General features: G+C 45.8%; 18 protein-coding genes. 14 read left to right on the top strand and 4 right to left on the bottom strand.

Translation table 11 applies throughout. From position 1 onward, the window contains the following. Positions 1-53 precede the first annotated feature (53 nt). The gene (gene tolC / locus BS19_RS06625) at positions 54-1,394 is read right to left on the bottom strand and encodes an outer membrane channel protein TolC (protein ID WP_038174169.1); all 1,341 of its coding nucleotides are present in this window, start codon (positions 1,392-1,394) and stop codon (positions 54-56) included. Positions 1,395-1,627: 233 nt separating this feature from the next. On the opposite strand from tolC, the gene nudF reads away from it, so the two are divergent. The 6 genes from nudF (at position 1,628) to parC (ending at position 8,508) form a co-directional block, all read left to right on the top strand. Then, positions 1,628-2,257: an ADP-ribose diphosphatase gene (nudF, locus tag BS19_RS06620; protein ID WP_038174168.1), complete on the top strand. Its 630-nt coding sequence runs from the start codon at positions 1,628-1,630 to the stop codon at positions 2,255-2,257. Continuing rightward, a complete protein-coding gene (locus BS19_RS06615) occupies positions 2,245-2,685 on the top strand; it encodes a DUF1249 family protein (protein ID WP_038174167.1) in 441 nt (146 codons plus the stop codon). The genes nudF and BS19_RS06615 overlap by 13 nt, the downstream gene beginning before the upstream one ends. Positions 2,686-2,694: 9 nt before the next feature. Next, positions 2,695-3,516 carry a 3',5'-cyclic-AMP phosphodiesterase gene (cpdA, locus tag BS19_RS06610; protein WP_038174166.1) on the top strand — a complete coding sequence of 274 codons (822 nt, stop codon included), beginning with the start codon at positions 2,695-2,697 and terminating at the stop codon, positions 3,514-3,516. Between the two features lie 26 nt (positions 3,517-3,542). Continuing rightward, entirely contained in the window at positions 3,543-4,124 is a 582-nt protein-coding gene (gene yqiA, locus BS19_RS06605; protein WP_038174164.1) for an esterase YqiA, read from the top strand. Between the two features lie 226 nt (positions 4,125-4,350). Beyond that, a complete protein-coding gene (gene parE / locus BS19_RS06600; RefSeq protein WP_038174161.1) occupies positions 4,351-6,231 on the top strand; it encodes a DNA topoisomerase IV subunit B in 1,881 nt (626 codons plus the stop codon). A gap of 3 nt (positions 6,232-6,234) precedes the next feature. Next, the gene (gene parC / locus BS19_RS06595) at positions 6,235-8,508 is read left to right on the top strand and encodes a DNA topoisomerase IV subunit A (protein WP_038174160.1); all 2,274 of its coding nucleotides are present in this window, start codon (positions 6,235-6,237) and stop codon (positions 8,506-8,508) included. 52 nt (positions 8,509-8,560) lie between these two features. Here parC and degS read toward each other — a convergent pair whose 3' ends face one another. The 3 genes from degS to zapG all read right to left on the bottom strand — a co-directional run bounded on the left by degS (position 8,561) and on the right by zapG (position 11,709). Beyond that, a complete protein-coding gene (gene degS / locus BS19_RS06590; RefSeq protein WP_038174159.1) occupies positions 8,561-9,625 on the bottom strand; it encodes an outer membrane-stress sensor serine endopeptidase DegS in 1,065 nt (354 codons plus the stop codon). 128 nt (positions 9,626-9,753) lie between these two features. Continuing rightward, positions 9,754-11,121 (bottom strand): DegQ family serine endoprotease, encoded by a 1,368-nt coding sequence (locus tag BS19_RS06585; RefSeq protein WP_038174157.1) that lies wholly within the window; start codon positions 11,119-11,121, stop codon positions 9,754-9,756. Between the two features lie 126 nt (positions 11,122-11,247). Beyond that, complete coding sequence (gene zapG / locus BS19_RS06580) at positions 11,248-11,709, bottom strand: Z-ring associated protein ZapG (RefSeq protein ID WP_038174155.1); 462 nt, start codon at positions 11,707-11,709, stop codon at positions 11,248-11,250. Between the two features lie 152 nt (positions 11,710-11,861). Between zapG and zapE the strand changes: the two genes are divergently transcribed. The 8 genes from zapE (at position 11,862) to sspB (ending at position 18,194) form a co-directional block, all read left to right on the top strand. Next, complete coding sequence (gene zapE / locus BS19_RS06575) at positions 11,862-12,968, top strand: cell division protein ZapE (protein WP_038174154.1); 1,107 nt, start codon at positions 11,862-11,864, stop codon at positions 12,966-12,968. A gap of 243 nt (positions 12,969-13,211) precedes the next feature. Next, positions 13,212-13,640, top strand: a complete 429-nt coding sequence (gene rplM, locus BS19_RS06570) for a 50S ribosomal protein L13 (protein WP_038174153.1) — start codon at positions 13,212-13,214, stop codon at positions 13,638-13,640. Between the two features lie 15 nt (positions 13,641-13,655). Beyond that, positions 13,656-14,048 (top strand): 30S ribosomal protein S9, encoded by a 393-nt coding sequence (rpsI, locus tag BS19_RS06565; protein WP_038174151.1) that lies wholly within the window; start codon positions 13,656-13,658, stop codon positions 14,046-14,048. 329 nt (positions 14,049-14,377) lie between these two features. Further along, complete coding sequence (gene petA, locus BS19_RS06560) at positions 14,378-14,971, top strand: ubiquinol-cytochrome c reductase iron-sulfur subunit (protein WP_038174149.1); 594 nt, start codon at positions 14,378-14,380, stop codon at positions 14,969-14,971. Beyond that, the gene (locus BS19_RS06555; RefSeq protein ID WP_038174148.1) at positions 14,971-16,236 is read left to right on the top strand and encodes a cytochrome b; all 1,266 of its coding nucleotides are present in this window, start codon (positions 14,971-14,973) and stop codon (positions 16,234-16,236) included. Before petA ends, BS19_RS06555 begins: the two co-directional genes overlap by 1 nt. Next, positions 16,233-16,970, top strand: a complete 738-nt coding sequence (locus BS19_RS06550; RefSeq protein ID WP_038174147.1) for a cytochrome c1 — start codon at positions 16,233-16,235, stop codon at positions 16,968-16,970. Before BS19_RS06555 ends, BS19_RS06550 begins: the two co-directional genes overlap by 4 nt. 97 nt (positions 16,971-17,067) lie before the next feature. Then, positions 17,068-17,703 (top strand): stringent starvation protein SspA, encoded by a 636-nt coding sequence (gene sspA, locus BS19_RS06545; protein ID WP_038174145.1) that lies wholly within the window; start codon positions 17,068-17,070, stop codon positions 17,701-17,703. 11 nt (positions 17,704-17,714) lie between these two features. After that, the gene (sspB, locus tag BS19_RS06540) at positions 17,715-18,194 is read left to right on the top strand and encodes a ClpXP protease specificity-enhancing factor (RefSeq protein WP_038174143.1); all 480 of its coding nucleotides are present in this window, start codon (positions 17,715-17,717) and stop codon (positions 18,192-18,194) included. The last annotated feature ends 32 nt before the right edge of the window (positions 18,195-18,226 follow it).

Below are 18,226 nucleotides of genomic sequence, written 5' to 3'. Positions count from 1 at the left end.
TAAAAAAGGCTTGCTCTCAATGAGCAAGCCTTTTGTTTTTAAACAAGTTTAAACTAGCTTTTCTTTAAACCAGCGTTGATGTCTAAGACATCTTGCTCGCTTAACGTACCAACAGCTTGGCGCAGTTGCAGTACGCTTAAAATGTAATCGTAACGTGCGTTAGATAAGTTCTTGTTGGCATCGTAAAGGCGACGTGTTGAATCAAGAACGTCAACGATAGTACGTGTACCGACATCGAACCCAGCTTCTGTTGCTTCGAGAGCTGAGCGTGCTGAAACCACCGTCTGTTCATAAGCACGCAGGGCGCCAATCGAAGCGCTGATGTTGTTGTTGAAGGCACGAACATCTTTGACTACGTTGCGGTAAGACGCTTCAAGATCTTGGCTTGCTGCCACATAGTTGAATTCAGCTTGCTTAGTTTGCGAGCTAATATTACCACCGGTGTAAAGCGGTACGCTGAGGTTGACGCCAATATTAAAGTTGTTGGTCGTAGAGTCTGAATTAAAGCCAGTAGAACCAATACCAGTATTAGAGAGATCACCATAACTGTAACCACCATCTAATGTTAAAGAAGGTAGATGGCCTGAACTGGCAAGAGAAATATTGTCTTTTGCAACGTCTTGAGCAATACGTGCAGATAACAAGCTTAAGTTTTTCTGCTGGGCTTCTTCAAGCAGTGCATCAATCGCGGCTTGGGTTTTTGTGGCAGAGAAACGTTGAGTATCAAGTACGTCTAGATCGTCGTGCTGTTGGCCAGTGATTTCACGCAGACCTTCGTAGCTATTGACTAGGCTATTTTGCGCGAGTACTTCATCGGCTAACACAGCGTCGTATTGTGCTTGTGCATCATGCACGTCAGTAATCGCTGATAAGCCCACTTCAAAACGTTGCTTGGTTTGCTCAAGTTGACGGCCAACCGCGGCTTTTTCTGCTTGGACGAACTCTAAATTATCTTGGGCGCGCAGTACGTTAAAGTAAGCGGTTGAAACACGAAGAATAAGCGCTTGCTGGGTTGCCGCGAATGATGCGTCGGCTTGACGAGCGGTTTTCTCGGACACATCGAGTGTGAGCCAGCTTGAACGTTGATATAACTCTTGCGAGAAGTTAATCCCGGCCGTGAGTGCGTTTTGGTCGTTATCACGTGTCGTACCCGAGTCGAGGTCTGTATCGCCACGGGTTAAATTATAGCCAGCAGTTAAATTGATTTGTGGTAACAAAGTTGAGCGGCTAGAGTTCACTGCTTCAAAGGCGGCATCACGCTTCGCAGCGGCGCTTAATAGCGTTGGGTCGTTTTCTTTCGCTTGATTGTAGATTTCCGCTAGTGTGTCAGCTAGAGCAGAGGTACTCATACTGCCTAAGGCTGCACTAATAACGAATGGAAGCAGTTTCTTCATAGATCTTATTCCTAGCAAATTATGAAAAATTTTAATCTTCAAGAGTTTAACTTAAATGGTAGTCATTCGTTCAAAAAAATTGCAAAGTTTTACACTTAACTATCCACTTGAACAGTATGCTCAATTCATCAATTTAAAATATTTTATAAAAATTATATAAAAAGTTGAGCCATATCCTTGGAAGTTAAGCATCTGTCTGAGTAAACTATAAGATTCACTCAGTGAGGTGCCAAATGCAACAGTCTGACGATCAACAACACTCATTTACTGCACAAGATGTCAAAATAATCTCAAAAGAAATACTCTTTCAAGGTTTTTTCTCTATGGTGAAGTATCGCTTCAAGCATAAGTTGTTTGCTGGTGGCTGGAGTGAGGTGATAGAGCGCGAGATGTTTGAGCGTGGCCACGCTGCCGCTTTGTTACCCTATGACCCGGTGACTGACCAAGTGGTGATTATCGAACAAATTCGTGTTGGTGCGCTTGAACATTCGCGCCCTTGGCAGCTTGAAATCGTAGCTGGCATGATTGACCGCCAAGAGAGTGCACAAGAGGTGGTTCGTCGCGAAGCGGTTGAAGAGGCAGGCATCGATATTGGTGTGATTGAAAAAGTTACCTCTTATTATCCCTCTGCGGGTGGCTGCTCTGAATTGTTGGATGTGTACGTTGGTCAGGTAGATGCAACGACAGCGCATGGCGTTCATGGTTTAGACTATGAAGGTGAGGATATCCGTGTACATGTGGTATCACGACAACAAGCTTACCAATGGGTAGTGGAAGGAAAGTTTGAAAACGGCGCCTCGATCATTGCGCTGCAATGGTTAGAGCTAAACCACCAACGGTTGAAAACACAATGGCACAAGTAGCAGAAAAAAAACCGTATCATGTTGATCTTTCAGACCTGATGCGTACATACGAGACCAATTACGCCAAACTGAACGCTTTGTTGCCAAATCAACCAAGCGTGGATGATGTGCGTTGCTACCAAGCCGCGTCCATGACCTATCAAATACAAGTGGTAGAAGTCACAAAGTACACAACTTTGGTTGATATCTGTCAAAGTGATGACGTTCCAGTATTTCCATTGCCAACAATGTCTGTCAGGCTCTATCACGACGCTCGAGTGGCTGAAGTGAGTCGTTGTGAGCACCTGCAACGTGTTAATGCTCGCTATGAATATCCTAACGACAAAATGCTGCAGCAAGATGAGAAAGTACAGCTGAATCGATTTTTAGGTGATTGGCTTTCGTTTTGTTTGCGACAGGGTATCAGTCGCACTCCATTGAATATTTAGGTTTATGTTTTGAAAGTAACGTCAAGTTCATCAGATAGCAGTACGATTAAGCTAGTCCAGATTACTGACACTCACTTGTTTGAGCCAGCGGACGGCACTTTGCTGAGCGTTAAAACCCTCGACAGTTTTAATGCTGTCGTCGCGGCCGTTGCTGCGCAAGAGTTTTCATTTGATGCAATCCTATCAACCGGGGATATTTCGCAAGATCACAGTGCGGGTTCGTATCAACGTTTTGCTGAGGGGATTGCCCCATTAAATAAAACCTGTTTTTGGTTGCCAGGTAACCACGACTTTAAACCGAGCATGCAATCGGTATTGCCTTCTTGCCAAATTGAGCAGATCGAGCATGTGCTGCTCGGTGAGCATTGGCAAATGATCATGTTGGACTCTCAGGTCGTCGGTGTTCCCCATGGTCGGTTAAGTGATCAACAGTTGCAGTTGCTTGAAGACAAATTGGCACAATACCCACAGCGTCATACTTTAGTGCTACTGCATCATCATCCATTATTAGTTGGTAGTCGCTGGTTGGATCAGCATACGCTGAAAGATGCCGAGAATTTCTGGCAAGTAGTTGAAAAATACAACAATGTTAAAGCGGTTATGTGTGGACATGTTCATCAAGATATGAATGTCGTTCATCAAGGTGTACGTGTTATGGCGACACCGTCAACTTGTATTCAATTTAAACCCAATAGCGATGATTTTGCGTTGGATACGCTGTCTCCAGGTTGGCGTGAGCTTGAGCTTTACTGCGATGGGAACTTGAGTACTCAAGTAAAACGTCTTGCGCCAGGGAGCTTCCAACCTGATTTCACTTCTGCAGGTTATTAATAGCGGCAGATTTTAAGGATATTCAAATGAAACCATCACTACTGCTTTATATTCATGGGTTTAACAGCTCTCCGCTATCGCTTAAAGCCAACCTAATGCGCGACTATTGTCATCAACATCGTCCCGAGATAAAAGTAGTGATTCCTCAGTTACCTTGTTTTCCTCAGCAAGCGGCGCAGCACTTACTGGATATTGTCAATCAACATCAGCAGGACTACCGTATCGGTTTAGTCGGTAGCTCTTTGGGGGGCTATATGTCGATGTGGCTTAATGCTCAGTTTGGTTTTAAAGCAGTGTTGGTCAATCCAGCGATCAAGCCTTATGAATTATTGGCCGACTTTCTTGGTGAGCAAGAAAACCCGTACACTCACGAACGCTATACCCTTGAAAATAAACATATCGAAGAGCTCAAAGCGCTCGATACCCCAGTAATTGAACGGCCGAACGATTTTTGGCTATTACAGCAAACAGACGATGAAGTTTTAGACTATCGTCAAGCCGTTGATCACTTGTCAGGCTCGCAACAAACCGTCGAGCAAGGCGGTAACCACAGTTTTGTTGGCTTTGAACGTTACCCTGAGTCAATCATTGAATTCCTCGAGCTTTGATGCTCATTGAGGGAAGAGTCATAAATTTACTTGTTACTTCGATCTCTCTCTTGACATAATTGGGTCTGTTCCAGACTATGTCTCACCAGTACTTGTGTGGATTTAGTGCGATTGGTTATTCGTTAACAGCAATGCTCAAGCACAATCGTCTTGTCGTTTGGCGCAAATGCCCGATGAATCGCCCACCAAGTTTATCTTTTTTTTCTCTATAACGATATTCCGTATTATGACTGAACAATATAATGCAGGAGCCATTGAGGTTCTTAATGGTTTGGAGCCAGTACGTCGCCGACCAGGGATGTATACGGATACAGCACGCCCTAACCACTTAGGTCAGGAAGTCATCGATAACAGTGTCGATGAAGCACTCGCTGGACACGCTTCAAAAGTTCAAGTGATTTTGCATGCCGACCAATCACTCGAAGTGACCGACGATGGTCGTGGCATGCCTGTTGATATTCACCCAGAAGAGAAAGTGTCTGGGGTCGAACTCATCTTATGTAAATTGCATGCAGGTGGTAAGTTCTCAAATAAAAGCTATCAATTCTCCGGTGGTTTACACGGCGTTGGTATCTCGGTGGTAAACGCGCTGTCCAAGCGAGTTGAAGTCACCGTGCGCCGCGATGGTCAAGTGTATGAAATCGCGTTTGAACATGGTGATAAAGTCTCTGATTTAACGGTGACCGGTACTTGTGGCCGCCGCAATAAGGGGACCAGTGTTCATTTCTGGCCAGAGACCAAATATTTTGATTCAGGTAACTTCTCAGTAACGCGCTTAGTCAATAACTTGCGAGCCAAAGCCGTTCTTTGCCCAGGGCTCGAGATTACCTTTAGCGACCGAGTCAATGGTAAAGAGTACCAATGGCTTTACGAAGATGGCCTCAAAGATTACCTAGCTGAAGGCGTGAAAGGGTATACGGTGTTACCTGAGGAGCCTTATACCGGTGAGTTTACCGCAGAAACTGAAGCGGCGAACTGGGCGATAATTTGGCAACCAGAAGGCGGTGATATGATCACCGAGAGCTACGTTAACTTGATCCCTACCGCGCAAGGGGGCACTCACGTTAACGGTTTACGCCAAGGCCTGCTTGATGCGATGCGTGAATTCTGTGAGTTCCGTAATCTACTTCCTCGTGGCGTGAAGCTGACCGGCGATGATGTTTTTGATCGCTGCTCGTATGTCTTGTCCGTGAAAATGCAAGATCCTCAGTTTGCGGGTCAAACCAAAGAGCGTTTGTCTTCTCGTCAAACTGCGGCGTTTGTGTCTGGTGTGGTTAAGGACTCGTTTAGCCTGTGGCTTAATGAGAAACCGCAACTGGCTGAATTGCTGGCAGAAGTGTGTATTGCTAATGCACACCGCCGTATGCGGGCGAGTAAGAAGGTGGTGCGTAAGAAAGTGGCCTCAGGCCCAGCACTGCCAGGTAAGCTCACCGACTGTTCACAACAAGATCTAAGCCGTACTGAAATCTTCTTTGTCGAAGGGGACTCAGCAGGCGGTAGTGCTAAGCAAGCACGTGATCGTGAATTTCAAGCGGTAATGCCGCTGCGCGGTAAGATTCTTAATACTTGGGAAGTGTCATCGGATCAAGTACTGGCTTCGCAAGAAGTGCATGACATATCCGTCGCACTTGGTATTGACCCTGACAACGATGATCTTGGTGGTTTACGTTACGGTAAAATCTGTATTCTTGCCGATGCGGACTCGGATGGATTGCACATCGCCACCTTATTGTGTGCGCTGTTTACCCGTCATTTCCGTGCATTGGTCGAAGCTGGACACATCTATGTCGCGATGCCGCCACTGTATCGTATCGATTGTGGTAAAGAAGTATTTTATGCCCTTGATGACGACGAAAAAGAGGGCGTTTTAGAGCGTTTGTCGAAGAAGAAAGCCAAAATTAATGTGCAGCGATTCAAAGGTCTGGGTGAAATGAACCCACTGCAACTGCGTGAAACTACGATGGATCCCAATACGCGTCGTCTGGTTCAGCTCACTATCGATGATAGTGATGCGACCATCGAGATGATGGATATGTTGTTAGGCAAAAAACGTGCAGATGACCGTCGGGCTTGGCTACAAAATTACGGCGATATGGCAGAGGTTTAACGAATGTCGACAGAAATTACTTATGATGGCGTTGAACAGTTGCCAATGCGCAAGTTCACTGAAGACGCTTATCTCAACTACTCAATGTACGTCATCATGGACCGAGCATTGCCATACATTGGCGATGGCCTTAAACCGGTTCAGCGACGCATAATCTACGCAATGTCGGAGCTGGGTCTTTCAGCATCGGCGAAGTATAAAAAATCGGCACGTACCGTTGGTGATGTGCTCGGTAAATATCATCCGCACGGCGACTCGGCTTGTTATGAAGCGATGGTGCTGATGGCTCAGCCGTTCTCGTACCGTTATCCTTTGGTCGATGGTCAAGGGAACTGGGGTGCACCAGATGACCCTAAATCGTTCGCAGCGATGCGTTATACCGAAGCGAAATTGTCTAAATTCGCAGAGGTTTTGCTGGGTGAACTTGGCCAAGGTACGGTTGAGTGGCAGCCAAACTTTGATGGCACAATGAAAGAGCCACAAATGCTGCCAGCGCGACTGCCGCATATATTGCTTAACGGTGTGACAGGCATTGCTGTTGGTATGGCGACAGACATTCCACCACATAATGTGCGTGAAGTCGCGGATGCCACGATTCATCTGATTGACAACCCTAACGCAGAATTGGCCGATGTGATGACTCACATTCAAGGCCCTGATTACCCGACTGAAGCTGAAATTATTTCACCTAAAGCGGAACTCGAGAAAATTTATCGTACTGGTCGTGGCAGCATCAAAATGCGTGCGGTGTGGCATAAAGAAGGCAGTGACATTGTTATCTCGGCACTGCCACATCAAGTGTCTGGCGCTAAGCTTCTTGAGCAGATCGCCAATCAAATGCGCGCTAAAAAGCTGCCAATGGTTGATGATTTACGTGACGAGTCTGATCACGAAAACCCAACCCGCATTGTGGTAGTGCCTCGTTCAAATCGAATCGACTGTGATCAGTTGATGAACCACCTGTTTGCCTCAACGGATTTAGAGAAGAACTTCCGGGTAAACTTGAACATGATTGGTCTCGACAATCGTCCGCAAGTGAAAGGGCTAGTACAGATTCTTGCGGAGTGGATTGAGTTTCGTCGTTCGACCGTACGTCGCCGCTTGCAATATCGTCTTGATAAAGTCATGGCTCGCTTACACATCTTGGAAGGTTTGCTGGTGGCTTACCTCAACCTTGATGAGGTGATTGAGATCATCCGTACCGAAGATGATCCTAAAGCCGTGCTAATGGCGCGCTTTGGTATTACTGACATTCAAGCAGACGCGGTGCTAGACACCAAGCTTCGTAATCTTGCCAAGCTTGAAGAAATGAAGATTCGTGGTGAGCAAGCAGAGCTTGAAAAAGAGCGTGAGAAACTAGAACAGTTACTGGGCTCTGAGCGCCGTCTGAATACATTGATTAAGAAAGAGATTAAAGCGGACGCTGAAAAGTATGGTGATGACCGCCGTTCACCGATCGTTGAGCGTGCGGAAGCAAAAGCGCTGACCGAGCGCGACTTGGTGCCAAGTGAACCGATCACAGTCGTATTATCTGAAAAAGGCTGGATTCGTCATGCGAAAGGTCATGATGTCGATGCTGAAGGCCTCAACTATAAATCGGGTGATAATTTCCTTGCAGCAGCGCGAGGAAAGAGCAGTCAACAAGCAGTATTCATTGGCAGTGATGGACGTAGCTATTCGTTAGAGTCCCACTCATTACCTTCTGCACGTAGTCAGGGCGAGCCGATTACCGGACGACTGAATATCAATGCCGGTACCAATATCCGTCATGTCGTGATGGGTGAGGAAGAACAGCTATGGTTAGTTGGATCCGATGCTGGTTACGGATTTGTGTGTAAAGGTAGCGACTTATTGTCGAAAAATCGCAGCGGTAAAGCCTTGGTGACCTTGCCACTTAACTCACAAGTATTGACGCCAAAATGTGTTGGTGATCTCGATCATGATGAGATTTTAGCAATTACTAACCAAGGTCGTATGTTGCTCTTCCCGATCAAAGATTTACCACAACTAGGTAAAGGTAAAGGCAATAAGATCATCAATATTCCAGCGGCCAAAGCGAAAGAGCGAGAAGAGTATGTTTCACACCTTATCGCCTTGCCACAAGGCAGCGCTATCACTCTGTATGCAGGAAAACGTAAGTTAGGTCTTAAAGTGGCCGATCTTGACAACTTCCGTGGCGAGCGAGGTCGACGTGGTAGTTTGTTACCGCGTGGTCTGCAGCGAGTGACTCGGATTGAAGTTGAGTCGACGCATACTGAGCCTGATAACCAAGAGTAAATAAACAAAAACCCATGCCACGGCATGGGTTTTTTATTTTTGAGCGAAGTGGTTATTCGCGCGTGTCTTCTTGTATGGTTACGTTGAGTGTTTTCTCTTCGCCTTTGCGTAAGACGAGGACATCAACGCTGGTACCTGGTCTAAGTTCTGTGACCAGATCCATGACACTTTGGCGGCCATTAATTTTCTGCCCATCTATCTTCAAAATAATATCTTGCGCTTCAAAGCCAGCTTCGGCTGCGGGACCATTTGGATCAATACCGAGTACCACAATGCCGCCTAGGTGTTCGTTACCGAGCAAGCGGGAAGTCACTGAGTTGATGTCTTGGCCATCAATGCCAATATAGCCACGGATAACTCGCCCATCAGCAATGATTTTTTGCATGATTTTATTGGCTAGCGAGTAGGGAATCGCAAATGAGATGCCATAAGTTTCAAGCTCAGTAGCTTGTTGGAATGAAGCGGTATTGATACCGACTAATTCACCACGGGTATTGACCAAAGCGCCGCCAGAATTACCTTCATTAATCGCAGCATCGGTTTGAATAAATGCTTGGTGGCCGTCGGCGCTAATTGAAGAGCGCCCGGTGGCAGAAATAATGCCGAAGGTGGTGGTTTGACCTAAGTTGTACGGGTTACCAATCGCCAAAACCACATCGCCGACTTTGGGATTATATTGTGGATTAAGAGGAATCACGGGTAAGTTGTCCCCTTCGACGCTTAAGATGGCAATATCGGTGCGACGATCTTTACCGACCAACTGAGCGGCGGCGACACGGCCATCTTGCAGCGCAACAATAATCTGATCGGCTTGAGCCACAACGTGATAGTTGGTAATGATGTAACCTTTTTCACTCACGATAACGCCAGAGCCGAGTCCTTGCGTTAATAGCTTGGAGCGATCATCCTCAGTGTACTTGCGGCTATAAATATTAACGACGGCAGGCGCTGCTTTACGTACTGCGGTATTAAAAGATATTTGCGCTTGCGGACTCATGTCAGTACTTGGTTCGATGCTGGGAGGGAGCACGGTGGAGCGAAGGGAGGGCATGGTGACTAAAAGCAGGACTGCCGTGGCTAAACCCAAGCCAACAGAGCGCAACATGAATTGCAGCATACTTCCTCATCAATCGTAATAGTAAATAAGTTGGGCAAGAATAGCACTAGATGAGAGAAGAAGAAAAGGACAGCGACGATAGAGTGGCTGTCCTTTACAAGCGATGTCGCGTTTTTACCCGTGTCAGTTTAACGAATGACTAAGTAAATACTGCGATCGCCACGTTGAATATTCAACGCGAGTACACCAGGCTGTTTTTCAAGCGCTTGTCTGAAATCAGCTAGGTTCTTAATTCGCTGCCGATTGACACCGATAATGATGTCGCCTTTTTGCAACTGGTAAGCTTCTGCTTTTGAACCTGGCTCGATCGCGCTGACTTTGACCCCTTGAACTGAGTCACTGGCGTTGGTGTTGGTCAACTCAGCCCCAGATAACCCTTCATGCAGTTTGTCAGCTGTGGTTTTGACATTGGTTTGCTCACCGAGCACAACGTCAAATGACTTCTGTTTACCATCACGAACCACACCTAGCGTGATTGATTTGCCTGCGCCCAATGTGGCGACTTTTGCTCGCAGTTCGCTAAATGAGTTTATTGACTTGCCGTTAATCGACACAATCACGTCACCCGCTTCAAGCCCTGCGTTATCGGCAGCGCTGTCTGGCACCACTTGACTAACAAAAGCACCTTTACTTGATTCATAACCTAACGCGTCAGCCAGTTCAGAAGTTATCTCGCCACCTTGAACACCGAGCATTCCGCGTTTCACTTCACCAAACTCAAGGATTTGGGCTGTGAGGTTATTCATCATATTAGATGGAATCGCAAAACCAATGCCGACGTTGCCGCCATTTGGCCCCAAAATCGCAGTGTTAATACCCACCAATTCGCCGTTCAGGTTAACCAGTGCACCACCAGAGTTACCGCTGTTGATTGCCGCATCGGTCTGGATAAAGTTCTCAAAATTTTCAATGTTGAGGCCACTTCGCCCTAACGCTGAAATAATCCCTGAAGTCACTGTCTGGCCGAGGCCAAATGGGTTACCAATCGCGACAGCAAAATCACCGACACGCAATTTGTCCGAGTCGGCTATTTTTACTTCGGTCAGGTTTTTGGCTTTTTCAAGTTTGAGCAGTGCGACATCAGACATCTGATCGCCACCGACAAGTTCGGCATCGTACTCTCGGCCATCATGCAGTTTGACGCGAATCTTTTCTGCGCCATTAATGACGTGGTAGTTAGTCACTATATGGCCTTTGTCTGCATCAATAATAACGCCAGAGCCTAATCCCCGAAATGGACGTTCTTGCAATTGCTCCGTTGGAAAGTCGGGGCCAAAGAAGAAACGAAATTGTTCGGGAACATGCTGTCTAGAGACTTGAGTGCCTTCTACAGAAATGCTGACCACGGCGGGAGTGACTCTTTCCAGCATAGGTGCCAAGCTTGGCATCTGTTCACCACTCACAGCGAACGGCAGGGCTGCCGTTGCCTGAATGGGAGTGATGATTGAACTTAAGCTAAGTGAAAGAACTGTTAATGCGAGCAAAGGTTTTTTCATCGGATACTCCTAATTTATTAACAACCCATGAATCTAATATTTGTACGAAACATTCGAAATCAAGGGACAGTTATCAAGAGTTATGACTAAAAAACCTTAGTAAAGTTCAGCATAATAAGATTGTTGTTATGACGCTTTAGCGGAAACCACGTCTTGAGAGTCGAGGATCTCTTTTTTCTGATCTTTTAATAGACCAGTCGAACCTGAAGCGTAATCCTTCGGTGCTTCATTCAGTGGTTGAATATCAGCGCTATGATTGATTTCGCCGTTTTCAACGTTGTCTTGCTGCGTGATCTTCTTAATGAATGGGTTATCTTGTTCTGGAATAGCGGGCAACAATTCGGCAGAGGTTTTGGCCATATGCTGATAAAGCTTGGTGTACTCCTTACCAAGTGAATCGAGCATTTCTGCAGTTTGAGCGAAGTGATCGGTTAGATCTTGCTTCTGTTGTTCTAATTCGAATTTAGCACTGTCTAAATCTTTTTGTACGCTTTTCTGTTTTTTGTAACTTGGTGTGGTGAAACGAGAAATAGCGACACCAAGCACCAGACCAACAAGCAAGCCTACTAGGGCGTAGATCCAAGGCATAATTGCTCCTTATCATTGTTATTTAACATGTTTTTTACTGGTTAGTTACACATGTTCATTGGACATGTTACTATGAGAGCGTAAGCCAATAAAGCAAAATGCATGTGCTCTACATAGCAGTTTAACAGTCTTCTTCATCAGGTAACGAAGCGATGACGCCACTAGAAATCTACCAAAAAGATATAAAAGAACACGGTTTTCAAAAAGATGCGGCTCAACTTCAAGCCGTTTCCGCTCTTGATAGACTCTATCATGAGTTTATTGATTACATGGCGACACCCGTCGAAAAAAAAACACGTTGGCGTAACTGGTTTAATCGACCTGAACCGCAACCACATAACATACCTAAAGGGCTTTACTTTTGGGGCGGTGTTGGGCGTGGAAAAACCTATCTGGTTGATACTTTCTTTGAGGCATTACCGACCGAAAAAAAGATGCGAGTTCACTTTCACCGTTTTATGTACCGCGTACACGATGAACTGAATGCATTAGGTGATGTTAACGATCCATTGGAGCTGGTTGCTGATACCTTTAAAGCAGAGACAGAGATCATCTGTTTTGATGAGTTTTTTGTTTCTGACATTACTGACGCGATGATCTTAGGTACCTTGTTTCAAGCGCTATTTAAACGTGGCGTTATTTTGGTGGCGACATCGAATATCCCACCTAAAGATCTGTACCGCAATGGTTTACAGCGAGCACGCTTCCTTCCAGCGATTGAGCTTATTGAGACCAACTGTGAGGTATTGAATGTTGATAGTGGCATTGATTATCGACTACGGACGCTTGAGCAAGCTGAAATTTACCACTCGCCGCTCGATGAGCAGGCAGACAAGAACCTGCGTCATTATTACGAACAATTAGTTGGTGACAATAAACGTGTCGTCGACTCAATAGAGATTAACCATCGTCAGATTGATGTTATTCAGGCATCGGATGGGGTATTACACGCCAGTTTTGAACAACTATGCCAATCGGCACGCAGCCAAAATGACTATATTGAAATTTCACGTATTTACCATACGGTGCTGTTGGCCGATGTTAAGCAGATGGGATCTACGATAGATGATGCCGCCAGACGTTTTATTGCCTTGGTCGATGAGTTTTATGAGCGTCACGTTAAGTTAATCATCTCGGCACAAGTTGAACTGGGTGCACTATATACCGGTGGTCAGCTAGAGTTTGAATTTAAGCGCTGCCAATCTCGATTGATAGAAATGCAAAGTCATGAATACCTCGCGAGAGAGCATTTAGCTTAAGCTAGGAGCTATCTGGCTTGCCGGGCAAAAAAAAATACCTTTTTTGCCGAAAAGAGGTGATTTTTTCAACTGACTTCTCTATAATCCTGCGACCCACCGTTACTGCAGACCTTGATTATCGAAGGTATTTCGACATGACGGGTCGAGAGTGCAACCACTCGAAGGGGTGTTGACTGGACTCTTAGTCAGTGGGAGCGAAAGCTCCTTAAGTGTAAATCTAAATATTAACGGGTTATTATTAGCATGAAAACTTTCGTTGCTAAACCAGAAACTGTAAAACGCGACTGGTATGTTGTAGACGCTGAAGGTAAAACTCTTGGCCGTCTAGCAAGTGAAATTGCATCTCGCCTACGTGGCAAACATAAAGCTGAATACACTCCTCACGTTGACACTGGTGATTACATCATCGTTATCAATGCAGAGAAAGTTACTGTAACTGGTAACAAGGCTAAAGGTAAAATTTACTACCGTCACTCTGAATTTCCAGGCGGCCTAAAATCAATCACTTTTGAAAAGCTGATTGATCGTAAGCCTGAGATGGCGATTGAGCTAGCGGTTAAAGGTATGCTACCACGTGGTCCTCTTGGCCGTGCTATGTACCGTAAGCTGAAAGTTTACGCTGGCGCTGAGCACAACCATGTTGCTCAACAACCACAAGTACTAGACATCTAATTGGGGATTTCGAAAATGGCAGAGAATCAATACTACGGCACTGGCCGTCGCAAAAGCTCAGCTGCGCGTGTTTTTATTAAACCAGGCAGCGGCAACATTGTAGTCAACAAGCGTAGCCTTGATGAGTACTTCGGTCGTCCAACTTCTCGCATGGTTGTTAAACAACCTCTAGAGCTAGTTGAACTAACTGATAAACTAGACCTATACGTTACTGTAAAAGGTGGCGGTATTTCAGGTCAGGCAGGTGCGATCCGTCACGGTATCACACGTGCTCTAATGGAATACGATGAGTCTTTCCGTCCTGCTCTACGTGCAGCTGGTTACGTTACTCGTGACGCTCGTTGCGTTGAACGTAAGAAAGTTGGTCTACGTAAAGCACGTCGTAAACCACAATTCTCTAAGCGTTAATCTTTTTTCGAAAAGATTTACGTTCAATGCTTGCATTGGAATGTGGATACAAAAGCCTGGCTTCTTGCCAGGCTTTTTTGTTTTTCTACTCTAAAAAAGTCCTATCTCCCCCGTACTTACTGATTGTTTTGTCTTAGTTATACTGCTTTTGTGACCTCATAGGCGATTCGCCTCACAAATGTTACAAAAAGGTAGCTTTATCTTGTCAAAAAGTAGGGTTTTATTTATCATTTGCCATCAAATAAATACAACTAAATTCGTATTTTGTTAGCCATGCTCTTTAAGCGGAATAATAACAATCCACAATGAGCAAATGGGAGAATGTTTGGATGAGCAATGCGCCTTTAAATAACGGTCGCAGACGTTTCTTAACTGCAACAACAGCTGTTGTTGGTGGTTTAGGGGCTGCTGCAGTCGCCGTTCCTTTTATTAAATCTTGGAACCCAAGTGAGAAAGCCAAAGCGGCGGGTGCCCCTGTTGAAGTTGATATCGGTAAACTTGAAGAAGGGCAAATGGTACGCGTCGAGTGGCGAGGAAAGCCGGTATGGGTAGTTCGCCGCGCACAATCAGTGGTTGATATGCTCAAAGATCTTGATGGTCAGTTACGTGACCCTTCTTCAGGCGAAGAACAGCAACCGACTTATGCTCAAAATGCTTACCGCTCAATAAAGCCTGAGTACTTTGTCGCGGTTGGTATCTGTACACACCTCGGGTGTTCACCTACTTATTTACCTGACAGTTTTAGCGAGCAAGTTCAGGGTGTGAAATCAGGATTCTTCTGCCCATGTCACGGTTCGAAATTTGACATGGCTGGACGTGTTTTCCAGGGCGTTCCAGCGCCATTAAATCTAGTTGTTCCTAAACATATGTATCTGAGCGATACCAAGATTATTATCGGTGTTGACGAAGAAGGGGAGGCATAATGCAAGCTCTACTTGATTGGGTAGAAAAACGCATACCCGCAATGAATGCGTACAAGAAGCACCTTTCTGAGTACCCGATGCCGAAGAACTTTAACTTCTGGTATCTGTTTGGCTCATTGGCAATGCTTGTTTTGGTCAACCAAATCCTTACGGGTATTTGGTTAACAATGAACTACGTCCCATCCGGTGATGGCGCGTTTGCCTCTGTTGAATACATCATGCGTGATGTCGAATACGGCTGGTTACTGCGTTATATGCACTCAACAGGCGCGTCAGCGTTCTTTGTTGTGGTCTACCTGCACATGTTCCGTGGCTTAATTTACGGCTCATACCAAAAGCCTCGTGAGCTTCTATGGCTGTTCGGTATGCTGATCTTCCTCGTGTTAATGGCAGAAGCTTTCATGGGATACCTACTCCCTTGGGGTCAGATGTCATACTGGGGTGCCCAGGTAATCATCTCGCTATTTGGTGCGATTCCGGTTATCGGTGATGACTTAACACTATGGATTCGTGGTGACTACGTTATCTCAGGTGCGACGCTAAACCGTTTCTTTGCACTGCACGTTATCGCGTTACCTATCGTGCTGTTATTGCTGATTGTTCTGCACGTACTTGCACTGCATGAGGTGGGCTCGAATAACCCTGACGGCATTGAAACTAAACTGCCAAAAGGCTCTATGGGCGATGACTACCAGACGCAGTTTAAATTCCATAAAGACTATACGAAGAAGTACGACATCATCGATTCCGTTCCTTTCCACCCTTACGGGACAGTGAAAGACATGGTTGGTGTGGCTGGATTCTTGTTCCTGTTCTGTTACGTGCTGTTCTTCAACCCAGAGATGGGCGGTTACTTCCTTGAGCCACCTAACTTTGAAGCCGCTAACCCGCTAAAAACACCTGAGCATATTGCGCCAGTATGGTACTTCACGCCGTTCTACGCGATTCTACGTGCGGTTCCAGATAAGCTGCTGGGTGTTATTGCAATGGGCGCATCAATCGTAGTGCTATTCCTTCTGCCGTGGTTAGACCGTTGTAAAGTTCGTTCTTACCGTTACCGCAGTAAGTTCCATTTATTCAATATCATCCAGTTTACGATCAGCTTTATCGCGTTAGGCGTTCTAGGTGCGCTACCTGCAACACCAACTTATACGCTGCTAGCTCAGATCTTTAGCTTAGCTTACTTCATGTTCTTCGTACTGCTGTACTTCTACAGTAAGAACGAAGCGACTAAGCCACTACCAGAAAGGGTGACATTCAAATGAAAAAATGGATTGTAATTTTATTTGCAATGCTGCCTTCATTAGCGATGGCAGCGGGCGCGAAAGTACCACTTGATAAAGCAAACAACGATTTGACCGACCAAGCTTCGCTGCAAAATGGTGCGAAGTTGTTTATGAACTACTGTTTTGCCTGTCACTCAGCGCAATATCAGCGTTATGAGCGTGTCGGGCGTGATATTGGTATTCCTACTGATCTACTCAAAGAGAACCTTATCTTTGATCCTGAAGCTAAGGTAGGCGATCTGATGGAAAATGCTATGAGTGAAGACTCAGCAGCGAAATGGTTTGGTGCTCCACCGCCAGACCTAACGCTTGTGGCTCGCGTGCGAGGTACAGACTGGCTTTACACTTACCTGCGCTCTTTCTATGCAGACCCAAGCCGCCCATTTGGCGTCAACAACATTGTCTTCCCAAGCGTTGGTATGCCTCACGTTCTTGAAGAACTGCAAGGTATCCCTTCACCAGTTTACGAAACGCATATCGTAGATGGTCAGGAAGTGACTAAAGTGGTTGGCGTTGAATCAACTGGCACAGGCGAACTTAACCGTGAAGAGTATGACAACGCCGTGCGCGATCTGGTTAACTTCCTTGAGTACTCAGGTGACCCTGTCAAACTTGAGCGTCATGCTCTAGGTTGGTGGGCGATGGCTTTCCTTGTCATCTTCACTATCGTGGTTGTACTACTGAAGAAAGAGTATTGGCGTGATGTGCACTAATTGTGCTAACATACCGTGCTAATTTCCAATTTTTGAACTTAACAATGGAGGCTTAGCCTCCATTGTTTTTTATTATGTAAGTGTGCTGGAGGGCTCCATGGCTGTAGCTGCCAATAAACGTTCTGTGATGACTCTATTTTCAAGTGCATCTGATATGTATAGCCATCAGGTACGTATCGTTCTAGCAGAAAAGGGTGTAAGTGTTGAAGTTGAGCTTGTCGATGAAGCAAATCTACCGGCTGAGCTGATTGAGCTTAACCCATATAAAACAGTACCAACTTTAGTTGACCGTGAGCTTGCGCTTTACGATTCAAAGATCATCATGGAATACCTAGATGAGCGTTTCCCTCATCCACCATTGATGCCGGTTTATCCTGTGGCGCGCGGTAATAGCCGTCTGATGATTTTCCGCATTGAGAAAAACTGGTACACCCTTGCTGAAAAAGTAGTCAAAGGTAGTGCTGAAGAAGCAGAAGCTGCGCGCAATAAACTGCGTAACGATCTTCTGACTCTTGGTCCTGTTTTCGCTGAGTACGAGTACTTCATGAGTGAAGAGTTCAGCTTGATTGACTGTTACCTAGCTCCGTTACTGTGGCGTTTGCCACAACTGGGTATCGAGCTTGTAGGTCCTGGTTCAAAAGAACTGAAAATTTACATGAACCGCGTCTTCGAACGTGATTCATTCCTCGCTTCGTTGACCGAAGCGGAACGTGAAATGCGTTTGACTCGTTAATTGGCGAGAAGATGGATATCGTAAATATGACACCACGCCGCCCTTATATGCTTCGCGCATTTTATGAGTGGCTGGTCGATAATGATTTAACGCCTCATCTCGTGGTTGACGCGGAAATGTCTGGCGTGCGTGTTCCGGTTGAGTTTGTTCAAGATGGACAAATTATCCTTAATATCGCTCCAAGAGCGGTCGGCAACCTAGAGCTTGGCAACGAAGCGGTGACGTTTAGTGCTCGCTTTAGTGGTCGTCCTCACTCGGTGATTGTTCCTTTGTATGCGGTTCAAGCTATCTATGCGCGTGAAAATGGCGCGGGTACGATGTTTGAACCAGAAGAAGCCTACATGGGTGAGTATCAAGAACCGGGCATTGAAGAGGTAACAGAAGAGCCTCAACCGCTATCTGTTGCAACCGATAATGATGAGCTTGATGCATCATCAGATGAAGAACCGCCAAGACCAAAAGGCCGACCAAGCCTAAGAGTCATTAAATAAAAAAAGCAGCGTTTCCGCTGCTTTTTTTTTGC

The sequence above is a fragment of the Vibrio pacinii DSM 19139 genome, from assembly GCF_000711795.1.
In the GTDB taxonomy this organism is placed as follows: domain Bacteria; phylum Pseudomonadota; class Gammaproteobacteria; order Enterobacterales; family Vibrionaceae; genus Vibrio; species Vibrio pacinii.
This window is presented reverse-complemented; position numbering and strand designations above follow the sequence as displayed.

Excerpts from the sequence above, each read along its gene's own strand:
- yqiA (WP_038174164.1), top strand. The coding sequence starts at position 3,543 with ATGAAACCATCACTACTGCTTTATATTCATGGGTTTAACAGCTCTCCG.
- parC (WP_038174160.1), top strand. The coding sequence starts at position 6,235 with ATGTCGACAGAAATTACTTATGATGGCGTTGAACAGTTGCCAATGCGC.
- BS19_RS06555 (WP_038174148.1), top strand. The coding sequence starts at position 14,971 with ATGCAAGCTCTACTTGATTGGGTAGAAAAACGCATACCCGCAATGAAT.
- sspA (WP_038174145.1), top strand. The coding sequence starts at position 17,068 with ATGGCTGTAGCTGCCAATAAACGTTCTGTGATGACTCTATTTTCAAGT.
- nudF (WP_038174168.1), top strand. The coding sequence starts at position 1,628 with ATGCAACAGTCTGACGATCAACAACACTCATTTACTGCACAAGATGTC.
- degS (WP_038174159.1), bottom strand. The coding sequence starts at position 9,625 with ATGCTGCAATTCATGTTGCGCTCTGTTGGCTTGGGTTTAGCCACGGCA.
- parE (WP_038174161.1), top strand. The coding sequence starts at position 4,351 with ATGACTGAACAATATAATGCAGGAGCCATTGAGGTTCTTAATGGTTTG.
- petA (WP_038174149.1), top strand. The coding sequence starts at position 14,378 with ATGAGCAATGCGCCTTTAAATAACGGTCGCAGACGTTTCTTAACTGCA.
- BS19_RS06615 (WP_038174167.1), top strand. The coding sequence starts at position 2,245 with ATGGCACAAGTAGCAGAAAAAAAACCGTATCATGTTGATCTTTCAGAC.
- tolC (WP_038174169.1), bottom strand. The coding sequence starts at position 1,394 with ATGAAGAAACTGCTTCCATTCGTTATTAGTGCAGCCTTAGGCAGTATG.
- BS19_RS06550 (WP_038174147.1), top strand. The coding sequence starts at position 16,233 with ATGAAAAAATGGATTGTAATTTTATTTGCAATGCTGCCTTCATTAGCG.
- zapG (WP_038174155.1), bottom strand. The coding sequence starts at position 11,709 with ATGCCTTGGATCTACGCCCTAGTAGGCTTGCTTGTTGGTCTGGTGCTT.
- rpsI (WP_038174151.1), top strand. The coding sequence starts at position 13,656 with ATGGCAGAGAATCAATACTACGGCACTGGCCGTCGCAAAAGCTCAGCT.
- BS19_RS06585 (WP_038174157.1), bottom strand. The coding sequence starts at position 11,121 with ATGAAAAAACCTTTGCTCGCATTAACAGTTCTTTCACTTAGCTTAAGT.
- rplM (WP_038174153.1), top strand. The coding sequence starts at position 13,212 with ATGAAAACTTTCGTTGCTAAACCAGAAACTGTAAAACGCGACTGGTAT.
- sspB (WP_038174143.1), top strand. The coding sequence starts at position 17,715 with ATGGATATCGTAAATATGACACCACGCCGCCCTTATATGCTTCGCGCA.
- zapE (WP_038174154.1), top strand. The coding sequence starts at position 11,862 with ATGACGCCACTAGAAATCTACCAAAAAGATATAAAAGAACACGGTTTT.